The following is a 14320-nucleotide window of genomic DNA, read 5'->3' as shown; positions in this document are numbered from 1 at the left end:
GAAGGCCTTGCTGTTTATTTCCGATACAGAACTTTAATAATGTGGTAGCCGAACTGCGTGTGCAGCGGGCCGGTTGGCTCCAGCACCGGGCAGGAGAACACCACTTTATCGAACGCCGGAACCATCTGGCCCTGGCGGAATTCACCCAGATCGCCGCCGCGTTTGCCTGACGGACAGATAGAGTGCTTCTTCGCCAGCTTGCCGAAGTCGGCACCGTTTTTAATCTGCTCCAGAAGATCTAAAGCCAGTTTCTCTTCTTTAACGAGGATGTGCACTGCTGCTGCTGTTTTTGCCATGATCGTGCCTTGAATAGGTTGAGATAAATCGGGGCGCAATATACCACGCGTCAGCGGCGATAAAGCACCTTAATGATATGGTAGCCAAATTTGGTTTTTACCGGGCCACAGGGCTTCAGAAGCGGGCAGCTAAAGACTGCCCGATCGAACGGGCCGACCATCGCACCTTGTTGAAACTCGCCAAGATCCCCGCCATTGCGCCCGGACGGGCATTTAGAGTAACGCTTCGCCAGATGATCAAAGCTGATGCCGCGCTCCAGCTTGGCCAGGATCTCCTGGGCCAGTTTCTCTTCTTTTACCAGAATATGCAGGGCTGCTGCGGTCTTTTTCATGGTTCTGCTCTACGGGTTAAACGCGATTTCTCCACTTTATCATCAGCCGGTAAATCTGCGCCCGGCTTTCTGCTACAATCCACACCCCGTTCGAAGATTGAGCAATACTCCCATGCGTTTAAACCCTGGACAACAACAAGCGGTCGAATTCGTTACTGGACCATGCCTGGTGCTGGCAGGGGCCGGTTCGGGTAAAACCCGCGTGATCACCAATAAAATCGCCCATCTGATCCACAACTGCGGGTATCAGGCGCGACACATTGCAGCGGTCACCTTTACCAATAAAGCGGCGCGCGAGATGAAAGAGCGTGTCGGTCAGACGCTGGGCCGTAAAGAGGCGCGCGGCCTGATGATCTCCACCTTCCACACGCTGGGGCTGGATATCATAAAACGCGAGTATGCGGCGCTGGGAATGAAGTCCAACTTCTCGCTCTTTGACGATACCGATCAGGTGGCGCTGCTCAAAGAGCTCACCGAGGGGCTGATCGAAGATGACAAAGTGCTGTTGCAGCAGCTGATCTCGACGATCTCGAACTGGAAAAACGATCTGATGATGCCGGCCCAGGCCGCGGCGATCGCCAAAGGCGAACGGGATCGGATCTTCGCCCACTGCTACGGTCTGTACGATGCGCATATGAAAGCGTGCAACGTGCTGGACTTTGACGACCTGATCCTGCTGCCCACGCTGCTGCTGCAGCGCAATGAAGAAGTGCGCGAGCGCTGGCAGAATAAAATCCGCTACCTGCTGGTGGATGAATATCAGGACACCAACACCAGCCAGTACGAGCTGGTGAAGCTGCTGGTGGGGCAGCGCGCGCGTTTCACCGTGGTAGGCGACGACGACCAGTCAATTTACTCCTGGCGCGGTGCACGCCCACAAAACCTGGTGCTGCTGAGCAAAGATTTCCCCGCCCTGCAGGTGATTAAGCTGGAGCAGAACTACCGCTCCTCAGGACGTATCCTGAAGGCAGCAAACATCCTGATTGCCAATAACCCGCACGTCTTTGAGAAGCGTCTCTTCTCCGAACTGGGCTACGGTACGGAGCTGAAAGTGCTCAGCGCCAATAATGAGGATCATGAAGCGGAGCGCGTGACGGGCGAACTCATCGCGCACCACTTCGTCAACAAAACCGAATATAAGGATTACGCGATCCTCTATCGCGGCAATCACCAGTCTCGCGTCTTTGAAAAGATGCTGATGCAGAACCGCATTCCGTACAAAATCTCGGGCGGCACGTCGTTCTTCTCACGACCAGAAATTAAAGATCTGCTGGCCTATCTGCGCGTGCTCACTAACCCGGATGACGACAGCGCGTTTCTGCGCATCGTGAATACGCCAAAACGCGAGATTGGCCCGGCGACGCTGCAAAAGCTCGGCGAGTGGGCGATGACCCGCAATAAAAGTATGTTTACCGCCAGCTTTGACATGGGGCTGAGCCAAACGTTAACCGGACGCGGGTATGACTCGTTAACCCGCTTCACCCACTGGCTCGGCGAAGTGCAGCGTCTCGCGGAGCGCGAGCCGGTGGCGGCAGTGCGCGATCTCATTCACGGCATCGACTATGAGTCCTGGCTGTATGAAACCTCAGCCAGCCCGAAAGCGGCTGAGATGCGCATGAAAAACGTTAACCAGCTCTTCAGCTGGATGACAGAAATGCTGGAGGGCTCTGAAATCGACGAGCCAATGACCCTGACGCAGGTGGTCACCCGCTTTACCCTGCGCGACATGATGGAGCGCGGCGAGAGCGAAGAAGAGGCCGATCAGGTTCAGCTGATGACGCTGCATGCGTCAAAAGGGCTTGAGTTTCCGTATGTGTATCTGGTCGGTATGGAAGAGGGATTGTTGCCGCACCAGAGCAGCATTGATGAAGACAACGTCGACGAGGAGCGCCGCCTGGCCTACGTGGGGATCACCCGTGCGCAGAAAGAGCTGACGTTCACGCTCTGTAAAGAGCGCCGCCAGTATGGTGAACTGGTTCGCCCGGAGCCGAGTCGTTTCCTGCTGGAACTGCCGCAGGATGACGTGATCTGGGAACAGGAGCGCAAAGTAATTACCGCAGAAGAGCGGATGCACAAGGGGCAGGCTAACGTGGCGAACATCCGCGCCATGCTGGCAAAAGCCAAAGAGAAAGGATGAGTCCGAAGGGATTGTTGGCCGGGTAAGCGCAGCGCCACCCGGCATGTTTCACTATCTTACTTTACTTCCAGCACCCAGTGCACATAGCTCTGCCACTGGCATTCCTGCTCGATCATTTCTGCCCCTAACGGGTGACGATCAATCCAGTTCTCCGGCAGCGTCAGCGAAAGCTTCTCGTCATCGGCCACCAGATTAATGGCGGGCAGCAAATCATCGCGGCGGCGGCTGGCAAACAGGATCGCCAGACGCAGCAGGCGGCACATATGCTCGGCCACGCGCGGCGGTACGGCGTTTTGCTGATGCAAAGAGGAGAGATCGACGGCATTGGTCTGGTTCAGCAGCAGCGTTGCCAGCAATTTTTTCTGCGCGGGTGTATAGCCCGGTAAATCAAGGTTGCGTACCAGATACGCTGCGTGAGCCGGTGCCTGCTTAAAATCAATGCTCAGTCCGACTTCATGGAGCGCACAGGCGCTCAGCAGTAAATCCCGGCTCAGATGATCAAGGTCCCAGGCGTTCGCGACCTGATCGGCGAAGCGTGACGCCAGCTGCGACACACGTCCTGCCTGATCGATATCAACCAGAAAACGACGCTGCACGTTGCGCAGGGTACGGCTGCGGATATCCTGATCGACCGACAGATGCAACATCCCGTAGACCAGACCTTCGCGCAGCGCGCCGCCGGCCAGGGTCATACACTGGATGTTCAACTCGGTGAAAATGGCGATAAGAATGGCCAGCCCGCTCGGGAAGACCAGCGCGCGTTCCAGCGTCAGGCCTTCAATTTCCAGCTCTTCCAGGCGTCCGCACTGAATGGCGCGCTGTTTCAGCTGCTGAAGTTTGGCAAGCGTAATCCGCTCGTCCATTCCCTGCGCCATCATGATTTCCTGGAGAGCCTGCACCGTACCTGAGGCACCCACGCAGACTTTCCAGCCGTGATAGCGCAGTTCATCCGTTACCGGGCGTAACACCTCGCGCGCGGCGTTTTCTGCCTCGTCGAAGTTCTCTTTCGCCAGGTTCCGATCGGTAAAGTAGCGCTCAAGCCAGGTCACGCAGCCCATCGACAGGCTGAACAGCGACGTTGCCTGCGCGCCGGTGCCGGTCACAAGCTCGGTACTGGCACCGCCGATATCCACCACCAGACGGCGATCGTCACCTCCCGTGGTATGTGCAACGCCCTGGTAAATCAGGCGAGCTTCTTCTTCACCGCTGATAACCTGTACCGTACACCCCAGAATTTCCTGCGCTCTGGCAATGAAATCCACGGCGTTAACCGCCAGGCGGAGTGTCGCAGTGGCGACCACGGTGATTTGGGCGTGCGGGATATCCTGCAGACGTTCGGCAAAGAGCCGCAGACACTGCCAGCCACGTTCCATGGCTTCAGGGGAGAGGTGATTATTGCTGCTCAGGCCCGCCGCGAGGCGGACCTTGCGCTTGATGCGCGTCAGCGTTTGTATGCTTCCCGCCACCTCGCGCACAACCAGCATATGAAAACTATTCGAACCGAGATCAATTGCCGCATAAAGCGAGGTGGAGCTGAGCATATTTTCTTAACCTGAACGACGACGATTACGCGGTGCGCCGCCAGAACGACGCGGACCATTGCCGGAGCGTGGGCGGGTTAGACGCTTAGGCGGCGGCAGTTCGCTTAACAGCGCTTCCGGATTGTATTTGCTCTGCGGAATAGAGTGACCGATATAAGTCTCAATGGCTGGAAGATTCAGCGCATACTCTTCACAAGCAAGGCTAATCGAGTGACCGCTTGCGCCCGCACGACCGGTACGACCGATACGGTGTACATAGTCTTCGCAGTCGTCTGGCAGATCGTAGTTAAAGACGTGCGTCACGGCCGGAATGTGTAAACCACGTGCCGCTACGTCGGTTGCGACCAGGATATCAAGATCGCCACGGGTAAATTCTTCCAGAATACGCAGGCGTTTTTTCTGCGCCACGTCGCCTGTCAACAGGCCAACACGGTGACCGTCTGCAGCCAGATGGCCCCAGATGTCTTCACAACGGTGTTTGGTGTTCGCGAAGATAATGGCGCGATCTGGCCACTCTTCTTCAATCAGCGTTTGCAGCAGACGCATTTTCTCTTCATTGGAAGGATAGAAGAGCTCTTCTTTAATGCGGTGACCCGTTTTCTGCTCAGGTTCCACTTCTACATATTCGGCGTTGTTCATCTGTTCGAACGCCAGCTCGCGTACGCGGTATGAGAGGGTTGCAGAGAACAGCATATTCAGACGCTGATTGGCCGGAGGCATACGGCGGAACAGCCAGCGAATGTCTTTAATGAAGCCCAGATCGTACATGCGGTCAGCTTCATCAAGCACCACAACCTGGATTGCGCCGAGGTTAATGTGGTTCTGTTTGGCGTAATCGATAAGACGGCCGGTGGTACCAATCAGGATATCCACACCACTTTCCAGCACTTTCAGCTGTTTATCGTAGCCGTCGCCGCCATAGGCAAGTCCAATCTTCAGGCCGGTAGCCTGCGCCAGGGGTTCAGCGTCTGCGTGGATCTGTACCGCCAGTTCTCGCGTCGGGGCCATAATTAGCGCGCGCGGCTGGTTAACTTTGCGGTCTGCAATCGTTGGGTGAGAAAGTAAATAATGAAACGTTGACGTTAAAAACGCCATCGTTTTGCCGGTACCGGTTTGCGCCTGCCCGGCAACATCGCGACCGGCCAGCGTCAGCGGCAGCGCGAGGGCCTGAATGGGCGTGCAGTTATGAAACCCTTTACTTTCAAGGGCTTCAATCACCTTCGGGTGCAGCGCGAAGTCGGAAAACTTCTGTTCTGTTAAATGTGTTTTGCTCATAGTGTGGTAGAATATCAGCTTACTATTGCTTTACGAAAGCGTATCCGGTGAAATAAAGTCAACCTTTAGTTGGTTAATGCGACATCAACACGTCGTTGGTGGAGACAAAACCAACGTACCAGGCTTATTCCTGTGGAGTTATATATGAGCGATAAAATTATTCACCTGACTGACGACAGTTTTGACACGGACGTACTTAAGGCTGACGGGCTGATCCTCGTCGATTTCTGGGCTGAATGGTGTGGTCCTTGCAAAATGATCGCCCCGATTCTGGATGAGATCGCTGACGAATATCAGGGCAAACTGACCGTTGCCAAACTGAACATCGACCAGAACCCGGGCACCGCACCAAAATACGGTATCCGTGGCATCCCAACCCTTCTGCTGTTCAAAAACGGCGAAGTGGCAGCGACCAAAGTGGGCGCGCTGTCTAAAGGTCAACTGAAAGAGTTCCTGGACGCTAACCTGGCGTAAGGTTTCTCCGCTGCGCGTTCAGAGCTCCCGGCTAAATGATGTGGAACTCTGGACGCCCGGCTGAAGTCGTGCTAAGTTAGCTATGACTTCGTTTTAAACATATCTTGTTGTTTGAATCTTGTTTTACCCGATACTTCCCGTTGTTAACATGAACAGTGCGTGAAGTGGCTAAATTCCGGGCTTGTCACTCAATCCGTCTTGTCGTTTCAGTTCTGCGTTCTTTCCCTGTGACCAGACAGCGAACAGACATGAGTTGATGGCCGCTAAACAGGCATGGATGACCCTGCCATACCATTCACAACATTAAGTTCGAGAATCACCCCGAGTTTAAGAACCCACACCATTATGAATCTTACCGAATTAAAGAATACGCCGGTTTCTGAGCTGATCACTCTCGGCGAAAATATGGGGCTGGAAAACCAGGCTCGTATGCGCAAGCAGGACATCATTTTCGCCATCCTGAAGCAGCACGCTAAGAGTGGCGAAGATATCTTTGGCGACGGTGTGCTGGAGATATTGCAAGACGGATTTGGTTTCCTCCGCTCTGCAGACAGCTCCTACCTCGCCGGCCCTGACGACATCTACGTATCCCCCAGCCAAATCCGCCGTTTCAACCTCCGCACTGGTGACACCATTTCAGGTAAGATTCGTCCTCCTAAAGAGGGTGAACGCTACTTTGCGCTGTTGAAAGTCAATGAAGTTAACTTCGACAAACCGGAAAACTCGCGTAATAAGATCCTCTTTGAGAACTTAACGCCGCTGCACGCGAACTCTCGCCTGCGCATGGAGCGTGGTAACGGTTCGACCGAAGACTTAACCGCGCGTGTTCTGGATCTGGCATCACCAATTGGTCGCGGCCAGCGTGGTCTGATTGTGGCACCGCCAAAAGCGGGTAAAACCATGCTGCTGCAGAACATCGCGCAGAGCATCGCCTATAACCACCCAGACTGCGTGCTGATGGTGCTGCTGATTGATGAACGTCCGGAAGAAGTGACCGAGATGCAGCGTCTGGTTAAAGGTGAAGTGGTTGCTTCCACCTTCGACGAGCCAGCATCTCGCCACGTTCAGGTTGCGGAAATGGTTATCGAGAAGGCGAAACGCCTGGTTGAGCACAAGAAAGACGTGATCATCCTGCTTGACTCCATCACCCGTCTGGCGCGTGCTTACAACACCGTGGTGCCGGCGTCCGGTAAAGTGCTGACCGGTGGTGTGGATGCTAACGCCCTGCACCGTCCGAAACGCTTCTTCGGTGCCGCACGTAACGTGGAAGAGGGCGGTAGCCTGACCATCATCGCGACGGCGCTGATCGATACCGGTTCCAAAATGGATGAAGTTATTTACGAAGAGTTTAAAGGTACAGGTAACATGGAACTGCATCTTTCTCGTAAAATTGCAGAAAAACGCGTCTTCCCGGCTATCGACTACAACCGTTCTGGTACCCGTAAAGAAGAGCTGCTCACCACGCAGGAAGAGCTGCAGAAAATGTGGATCCTGCGCAAAATCATCCATCCAATGGGTGAAATTGACGCGATGGAGTTCCTCATTAACAAACTGGCGATGACCAAAACCAACGACGATTTCTTCGACATGATGAAACGCTCGTAACGTAAATAAAGCCAGTAGACGCCACGTTTTTACGTGGCGTTTTTCTTTTATGGACTATACGCTAGTACCATCTACTCCCAATTTTGACTGGTCGATGCGACAATAAGATAATTCGCACAGTAAAAACATTAATAGCTTGAATAATAAACAAATGGAATTGAAAGAGGTTTGCTTTATAACTTCAGGCTCAGCGCCTTGATGGTTATACTTCCTTGACTAACATTTGTTGAGAACATCCATTGTGAACCTACTTGATACGTTTGCTGAACTAACCAGTATTTTCTTGTTTACCACCTGCTTTTTGTTTCTGGCACGTAAGGTGGCGAAATATCTGGGGTTAGTGGATAAACCCAACTTCCGTAAGCGTCATCAAGGTATGATCCCTTTGGTCGGTGGTATCTCTGTTTTTGCGGGGATCTGCTTCACATTCGCCATCGCGGATTACTATATTCCGCATGCCAGACTGTACCTGACCTGTGCGACGGTGCTTGTGGTGGTTGGTGCTCTTGACGATCGTTATGATATTAGCGTCAAAATCCGCGCCTTCGTTCAGGCAGCTGTGGCGATTGCTATGATGGTGTTCGCTAAGTTGCACTTGAGTAGCCTTGGCTATATTTTTGGCTCCTGGGAGATGGAACTCGGCCCGTTCGGCTATTTCCTGACACTTTTTGCCGTGTGGGTGGCGATTAACGCGTTCAACATGGTTGACGGTATTGATGGTTTGCTGGGAGGCCTGTCCTGCGTCTCATTTGCCGCAATTGGTTTCATTCTATGGTTCGATGGGCAATATAGCCTTGCTATGTGGTGTTTTGCCATGATTGCGGCCATCTTGCCATATATCTTGTTAAATCTCGGGGCCTTAGGCCGACGCTATAAAGTATTCATGGGTGATGCGGGTAGCACGCTTATCGGCTTTACGATTATTTGGATCCTGCTGGAAACCACTCAGGGTGATGTACACCCCATTAGCCCTGTAACGGCATTATGGATTATTGCTATCCCGTTAATGGATATGGTTGCGATTATGTATCGCCGCCTGCGTAAAGGGATGAGCCCTTTCTCTGCTGACCGTCAGCACATTCATCATTTGATCATGCGAGCCGGATTCACTTCCAGGCAGGCATTTGTGCTTATTACCCTTGCGGCTGCTATTCTAGCGGGGATTGGCGTGACGGCGGAATATACACATTTTATGCCTGAATGGGCTATGTTGGTATTGTTCTTGCTGGCTTTTTCTCTCTATGGCTACTGCATCAAGCGCGCATGGAAGGTAGCACGCTTCATTAAACGTATTAAGCGCAGGATGCGTCGTAACAGTGGCAAACATACAACATTAACTAAGTAAAACCGGGACTATGATGACTCAACCGTTGACGGGAGCGAAATCAGTGGTAACTGAGAATGAACTGGATATTCGGGGTTTGTTTCGCGTGTTATGGGCAGGCAAACTTTGGATCGCGGGGATCGCGCTGGGGTTTGCACTGTTAGCGCTGGCCTATACTTTCTTTGCAAAGCAAGAGTGGAGCGCCACGGCAATTACAGACAAGCCAACGGTTAACATGCTCGGGGGATATTATTCCCAGCAGCAATTCCTGCGTAACCTGGATATCAAAGCGAGTCTTGCCACACCTGACCAGGCTTCCGTTATGGATGAGGCCTATAAAGAGTTTGTGATGCAGCTGGCTTCGTGGGATACGCGTCGCGACTTCTGGTCCCAGACGGATTACTACAAGCAGCGTCGGGTTGATAACACCAAAGCCGATGCCGCCCTGCTGGACGATCTGATTAACAATATTCAGTTTATGCCGGGCGACGCGCTACGTAACGTGAATGACAGCGTCAAGCTGATTGCAGAAACCGCGCCGGATGCCAACAACCTGTTGCGCCAGTACGTCGCGTTTGCCAGCCAGCGTGCTGCAAGCCATCTTAACGAAGAGCTTAAAGGTGCCTGGGCGGCCCGTACCATCCAGATGAAGGCGCAGGTGAAACGTCAGGAAGAGGTGGCGAATACCATTTTCGGTCGCCGCGTGCATAACATTGAGCAGGCGCTGAAAATTGCGGAACAGCACAATATTTCCCGTACTGAGACGGACGTGCCGGCTGATGAACTGCCTGACTCTGAAATGTTCCTTCTAGGTCGCCCTATGCTGCAGGCGCGTCTGGAAAACCTGAAGGCCGTCGGTCCTGATTTTGACCTCGATTACGATCAAAATCGGGCGATGCTCAATACGCTTAATGTCGGTCCATCCCTGGACCCGCGTTTTCAGACCTATCGTTATTTGCGAACGCCTGAAGAACCTGTAAAACGCGATAGTCCGCGTCGTGCATTCCTGATGATTATGTGGGGGATTGTAGGCGCACTGACGGGTGCTGGCGTGGCGTTAACGCGTCGTCGCAAAAACTAAGAACGCCGTCTACGATGAAGGCTGCGGCCTTCATCGCCTAATCGAAGAGAATCGATGTGAAAGTACTAACCGTATTTGGCACCAGGCCGGAGGCCATTAAGATGGCACCTCTGGTTCATGCGCTGGCCAGCGATCCTGATATTGAAGCGAAAGTGTGCGTCACTGCCCAACACCGTGAGATGCTCGATCAGGTTTTAACGCTCTTTTCCATCGTCCCGGATTACGACCTTAATATTATGAAACCGGGGCAAGGGCTAACGGAGATAACCTGTCGAATTCTGCAAGAGCTTAAGCCGATCCTGGAGTCATTCAAACCTGACGTGGTGCTGGTACACGGTGACACCACCACTACCGTGGCGACAAGCCTGGCCGCGTTTTACCAGCGAATTCCCGTGGGGCATGTTGAGGCGGGTTTGCGTACCGGCAATCTTTATTCGCCGTGGCCGGAAGAGGCCAACCGCACGTTAACGGGTCATCTGGCGATGTACCATTTTGCGCCAACGGAAAACTCGCGTCAGAACCTGCTGCGTGAAAATATCGCCGATAACAAAATCTTTGTGACCGGTAATACGGTCATTGACGCGTTAATTTGGGTACGTGACCGCGTCCTGGCAAATAGCGATCTTCAGAAAGAGCTCGCTGCCCGCTATCCGTTCCTTCACAACGGCAAAAAAACCATTCTGGTCACTGGCCACCGACGCGAAAGCTTTGGCCGGGGTTTTGAGCAAATCTGTCACGCGCTGGCTGAAATCGCCGCGCAGAACGACGATGTGCAAATTGTCTATCCGGTCCATCTCAATCCTAACGTCAGCGAGCCGGTTAACCGGATCCTGGGCCATGTCGAAAATGTCCTTCTGATTGAACCGCAGGATTACATGCCGTTTGTCTGGCTGATGAACCATGCCTGGCTGATCCTCACCGATTCCGGCGGAATTCAGGAAGAAGCGCCATCCCTCGGCAAACCCGTACTGGTGATGCGTGAAACGACCGAACGTCCGGAAGCCGTCAAAGCCGGTACGGTGCGTCTGGTCGGTACCAACGCACAGCTGATCGTCGAAGAGGTCACGCGCCTGCTGCACGACGATGAAGCCTATCAGGCGATGAGCCGGGCCCATAATCCGTATGGAGATGGGCAGGCTTGTGGTCGTATTTTGCATGCACTTAAACACAATCGGGTATCGCTATGAGTTTTACTACCATCTCTGTCATTGGTCTTGGCTACATCGGCTTGCCCACCGCGGCGGCGTTTGCCTCTCGTCAGAAACAGGTTGTCGGTGTGGATATCAACGCCCGTGCGGTGGAAACCATTAACCGTGGCGAAATTCATATTGTGGAGCCCGACCTTGACCGCGTGGTGAAAGAGGCGGTAGAGGGGGGCTTCCTGCGTGCCAGCACGAGCCCAGTTGAAGCGGATGCCTACCTGATTGCCGTCCCCACCCCGTTTAAAGGCGACCACGAGCCCGACATGGCTTTCGTCGAGGCGGCGGCAAAATCAATCGCTCCTGTGCTGAAGAAAGGGGCACTGGTGATCCTGGAGTCGACCTCTCCGGTCGGCGCTACCGAGCAAATGGCAAAGTGGCTGGCCGACGCGCGCCCTGATTTACGCTTCCCGCAGCAGGCGGGGGAGCGGGCGGATATCAACATCGCCTACTGTCCGGAGCGCGTGCTGCCGGGCCAGGTCATGGTCGAACTGATTAAAAACGACCGCGTTATTGGCGGTATGACGCCCGTCTGTTCCGAACGTGCCAGCGCGCTGTACAAGATTTTCCTGGAAGGTGAGTGCGTGGTGACCAACTCCCGCACCGCCGAGATGTGCAAGCTGACGGAAAACAGCTTCCGTGACGTAAATATCGCCTTCGCGAACGAGCTGTCTCTGATCTGCGCCGATCAGGGGATTAACGTCTGGGAGCTGATTAGCCTGGCGAATCGCCATCCGCGTGTAAACATTCTCCAGCCAGGCCCGGGCGTGGGCGGACACTGTATCGCCGTCGACCCATGGTTTATCGTGGCGCAAAATCCGGCGCAGGCGCGTCTGATTCGCACCGCGCGTGAAGTGAACGACAGCAAGCCTCACTGGGTGCTCAATCAGGTTAAAGCGACGGTAGCGGATTGTCTGGCAGAGAGCGGCAAGCGCGCCAGCGAGCTGAAAATTGCCTGCTTTGGTCTGGCATTTAAACCCAATATTGACGATCTGCGTGAAAGCCCGGCGATGGAAATTGCCGAGATGATTGCCGCATGGCACAAGGGTGAAACGCTGGTGGTTGAGCCGAATATTCATGAATTGCCGACAAAACTGGCGGGGCACTGCACGCTGACTGCGCTGGACGACGCGCTGGCGACGGCGGACGTGCTGGTGCTGCTGGTGGATCATAAAGAGTTTAAAGCGACGTCCGGCGATGCTGTTCGTCAGCAGTATATTGTGGATACCAAAGGTGTCTGGCGTTGAACAGCCTGAATGGGGTGCTCGAGTCCCTGCAGTGGGAGACTGCCTTTTTCGGCCTGCCGTCGGCCATCGTGCGTCTGCGCGATGACGCGCCGGTGCTGGCTGAATCGGATTTTTGCGCCTGGAAACGGGTGCAGGCTAAGATCCCGGCGGAGCGTACCGACCTGCTTGACGCGCTCCAGCAAGGCGGCTTTCAGCTGGTTGAAGGTGAGGTAGACCTTTCCATTACCCTCACCCGGCACGATGCGTCCGGCGCGGAAATGGCAACCGAGCAGGATATTCCCGTGCTGCGTCAGATGGCGGCTCAGGCGTTTGCACAGAGTCGCTTTCGTACGCCCTGGTATGCACCTGACGATAGCGGACGTTTCTATGCCCAGTGGATAGAAAATGCGGTCAAGGGCACCTTCGACCACGTCTGCCTGGTTTTCCGTGCAGGAGACGGTCAAATCCAGGGGTTCGTCTCGCTGCGTAAGCTCAACGAGCACGAGGCGCGTATTGGCCTATTAGCCGGGCGCGGCATGGGTGAAAAACTTATGCAGGCGGCGCTGTACTGGGCGCAGCAGCAACAGCTTGTGACGCTGCGGGTAGCGACCCAACTGGGCAACACCGCCGCGCTTAAACGTTATATTGCGAGTGGTGCCAACATCGACGCCACCGCCTACTGGTTATACAGGTGACAAGATGATTCCATTTAACGCACCACCCGTTGTCGGAACTGAGCTCGACTATATGCAGTCTGCCATGGGCAGCGGCAAACTTTGTGGTGACGGCGGTTTTACCCGTCGCTGTCAGCAGTGGATGGAACAGCGTTTTCGCAGCGCCAAAGTGCTGCTGACCCCGTCCTGTACGGCATCGCTGGAAATGGCGGCACTATTGCTGGATATCCAGCCCGGTGATGAAGTGATTATGCCGAGCTATACCTTCGTTTCCACAGCGAACGCCTTTGTCCTGCGCGGAGCGAAAATCGTCTTTGTGGATATCCGCCCGGATACTATGAACATTGATGAGACGCTGATTGAAGCGGCGATCACTGACAAAACGCGCGCGATCGTGCCGGTTCACTACGCGGGCGTGGCCTGTGAAATGGATACCATCATGGCCATCGCCAAAAAACATAATCTGTTCGTGGTGGAAGATGCCGCACAGGGCGTGATGTCCACCTACAAGGGACGCGCGCTGGGCACTATCGGCCACATTGGCTGCTTTAGCTTCCACGAAACCAAAAACTACACGGCGGGTGGAGAAGGTGGCGCGACGCTGATTAACGACCGGGCTCTCGTGGAGCGTGCGGAAGTGATCCGCGAAAAAGGCACCAACCGCAGCCAGTTTTTCCGGGGGCAGGTAGACAAATACACCTGGCGCGATATTGGCTCCAGCTATCTGATGGCGGACCTGCAGGCGGCGTACTTGTGGGCGCAGCTGGAAGCGGCGGAACGTATCAACCTTCAGCGTCTTTCCCTGTGGCAAACGTATTACGATGCGCTTGAGCCTCTGGCCAAAGCCGGGCGTATTGAACTGCCGACCATACCGGCAGATTGCGTCCACAATGCGCATATGTTCTACATCAAGCTGCGCGATAACGACGACCGCAGCGAGCTCATTGCCTGGCTGAAAGAGGCCGAAATTATGGCGGTGTTCCACTATATCCCGCTGCACTCCAGCCCGGCCGGAGAAGCATTTGGCACTTTTGTGGGCGAAGACCGCTACACTACCAAAGAAAGTGAGCGTTTGCTTCGCCTGCCACTGTTCTACAACCTCGCGCCTGTTAACCAGCGTACGGTGATTAATACCCTTCTGAGTTATTTCGGCTGA

The 14320-nt window shown here is 54.3% G+C and carries 13 protein-coding genes; 9 read left to right on the top strand and 4 right to left on the bottom strand.

Going from position 1 to position 14320, the window contains the following annotated elements; genetic code table 11:
• Window positions 1-14: 14 nt before the first annotated feature.
• Together ppiC (KGP24_RS22540) and ppiC (KGP24_RS22535) are read right to left on the bottom strand one after the other, a co-directional pair.
• Window positions 15-296 (bottom strand): peptidylprolyl isomerase PpiC, encoded by a 282-nt coding sequence (gene ppiC, locus KGP24_RS22540; RefSeq protein ID WP_023309650.1) that lies wholly within the window; start codon window positions 294-296, stop codon window positions 15-17.
• Window positions 297-346: 50 nt separating this feature from the next.
• Window positions 347-628, bottom strand: a complete 282-nt coding sequence (gene ppiC, locus KGP24_RS22535; protein ID WP_223561849.1) for a peptidylprolyl isomerase PpiC — start codon at window positions 626-628, stop codon at window positions 347-349.
• Between the two features lie 112 nt (window positions 629-740).
• Here ppiC (KGP24_RS22535) and rep point away from each other — a divergent pair, with 112 nt between their 5' ends.
• The gene (gene rep / locus KGP24_RS22530; protein WP_223561848.1) at window positions 741-2765 is read left to right on the top strand and encodes a DNA helicase Rep; all 2025 of its coding nucleotides are present in this window, start codon (window positions 741-743) and stop codon (window positions 2763-2765) included.
• Between the two features lie 56 nt (window positions 2766-2821).
• On the opposite strand, the gene gppA is transcribed toward rep, so the two are convergent.
• Complete coding sequence (gppA, locus tag KGP24_RS22525) at window positions 2822-4306, bottom strand: guanosine-5'-triphosphate,3'-diphosphate diphosphatase (protein WP_223561847.1); 1485 nt, start codon at window positions 4304-4306, stop codon at window positions 2822-2824.
• A gap of 6 nt (window positions 4307-4312) precedes the next feature.
• Window positions 4313-5581: an ATP-dependent RNA helicase RhlB gene (gene rhlB, locus KGP24_RS22520; RefSeq protein ID WP_223561846.1), complete on the bottom strand. Its 1269-nt coding sequence runs from the start codon at window positions 5579-5581 to the stop codon at window positions 4313-4315.
• Window positions 5582-5725: 144 nt separating this feature from the next.
• On the opposite strand from rhlB, the gene trxA reads away from it, so the two are divergent.
• The 8 genes from trxA (at window position 5726) to rffA (ending at window position 14320) form a co-directional block, all read left to right on the top strand.
• Window positions 5726-6055: a thioredoxin TrxA gene (gene trxA, locus KGP24_RS22515; RefSeq protein WP_006179218.1), complete on the top strand. Its 330-nt coding sequence runs from the start codon at window positions 5726-5728 to the stop codon at window positions 6053-6055.
• Window positions 6056-6400: 345 nt separating this feature from the next.
• Complete coding sequence (gene rho, locus KGP24_RS22510) at window positions 6401-7660, top strand: transcription termination factor Rho (RefSeq protein WP_008501566.1); 1260 nt, start codon at window positions 6401-6403, stop codon at window positions 7658-7660.
• 241 nt (window positions 7661-7901) lie between these two features.
• The gene (gene wecA, locus KGP24_RS22505; RefSeq protein WP_223561845.1) at window positions 7902-9005 is read left to right on the top strand and encodes a UDP-N-acetylglucosamine--undecaprenyl-phosphate N-acetylglucosaminephosphotransferase; all 1104 of its coding nucleotides are present in this window, start codon (window positions 7902-7904) and stop codon (window positions 9003-9005) included.
• 13 nt (window positions 9006-9018) lie between these two features.
• Window positions 9019-10065, top strand: coding sequence for an ECA polysaccharide chain length modulation protein (gene wzzE / locus KGP24_RS22500; protein WP_223563560.1), 1047 nt, complete (start codon window positions 9019-9021; stop codon window positions 10063-10065).
• Between the two features lie 56 nt (window positions 10066-10121).
• Window positions 10122-11252 carry a UDP-N-acetylglucosamine 2-epimerase (non-hydrolyzing) gene (wecB, locus tag KGP24_RS22495; protein ID WP_121423335.1) on the top strand — a complete coding sequence of 377 codons (1131 nt, stop codon included), beginning with the start codon at window positions 10122-10124 and terminating at the stop codon, window positions 11250-11252.
• Window positions 11249-12511, top strand: a complete 1263-nt coding sequence (gene wecC / locus KGP24_RS22490; protein WP_223561844.1) for a UDP-N-acetyl-D-mannosamine dehydrogenase — start codon at window positions 11249-11251, stop codon at window positions 12509-12511. Before wecB ends, wecC begins: the two co-directional genes overlap by 4 nt.
• On the top strand, window positions 12508-13185 hold the full coding sequence (gene rffC, locus KGP24_RS22485; protein ID WP_223561843.1) for a dTDP-4-amino-4,6-dideoxy-D-galactose acyltransferase: 678 nt from the start codon (window positions 12508-12510) through the stop codon (window positions 13183-13185). The genes wecC and rffC overlap by 4 nt, the downstream gene beginning before the upstream one ends.
• 4 nt (window positions 13186-13189) lie before the next feature.
• Window positions 13190-14320 carry a dTDP-4-amino-4,6-dideoxygalactose transaminase gene (gene rffA, locus KGP24_RS22480; RefSeq protein ID WP_223561842.1) on the top strand — a complete coding sequence of 377 codons (1131 nt, stop codon included), beginning with the start codon at window positions 13190-13192 and terminating at the stop codon, window positions 14318-14320.

The sequence above is a fragment of the Enterobacter sp. JBIWA008 genome, assembly GCF_019968765.1.
Lineage (GTDB): Bacteria > Pseudomonadota > Gammaproteobacteria > Enterobacterales > Enterobacteriaceae > Enterobacter.
The sequence above is the reverse complement of the archived record's forward strand: the minus strand, read 5'-3'. Positions and strand labels throughout refer to the sequence as shown.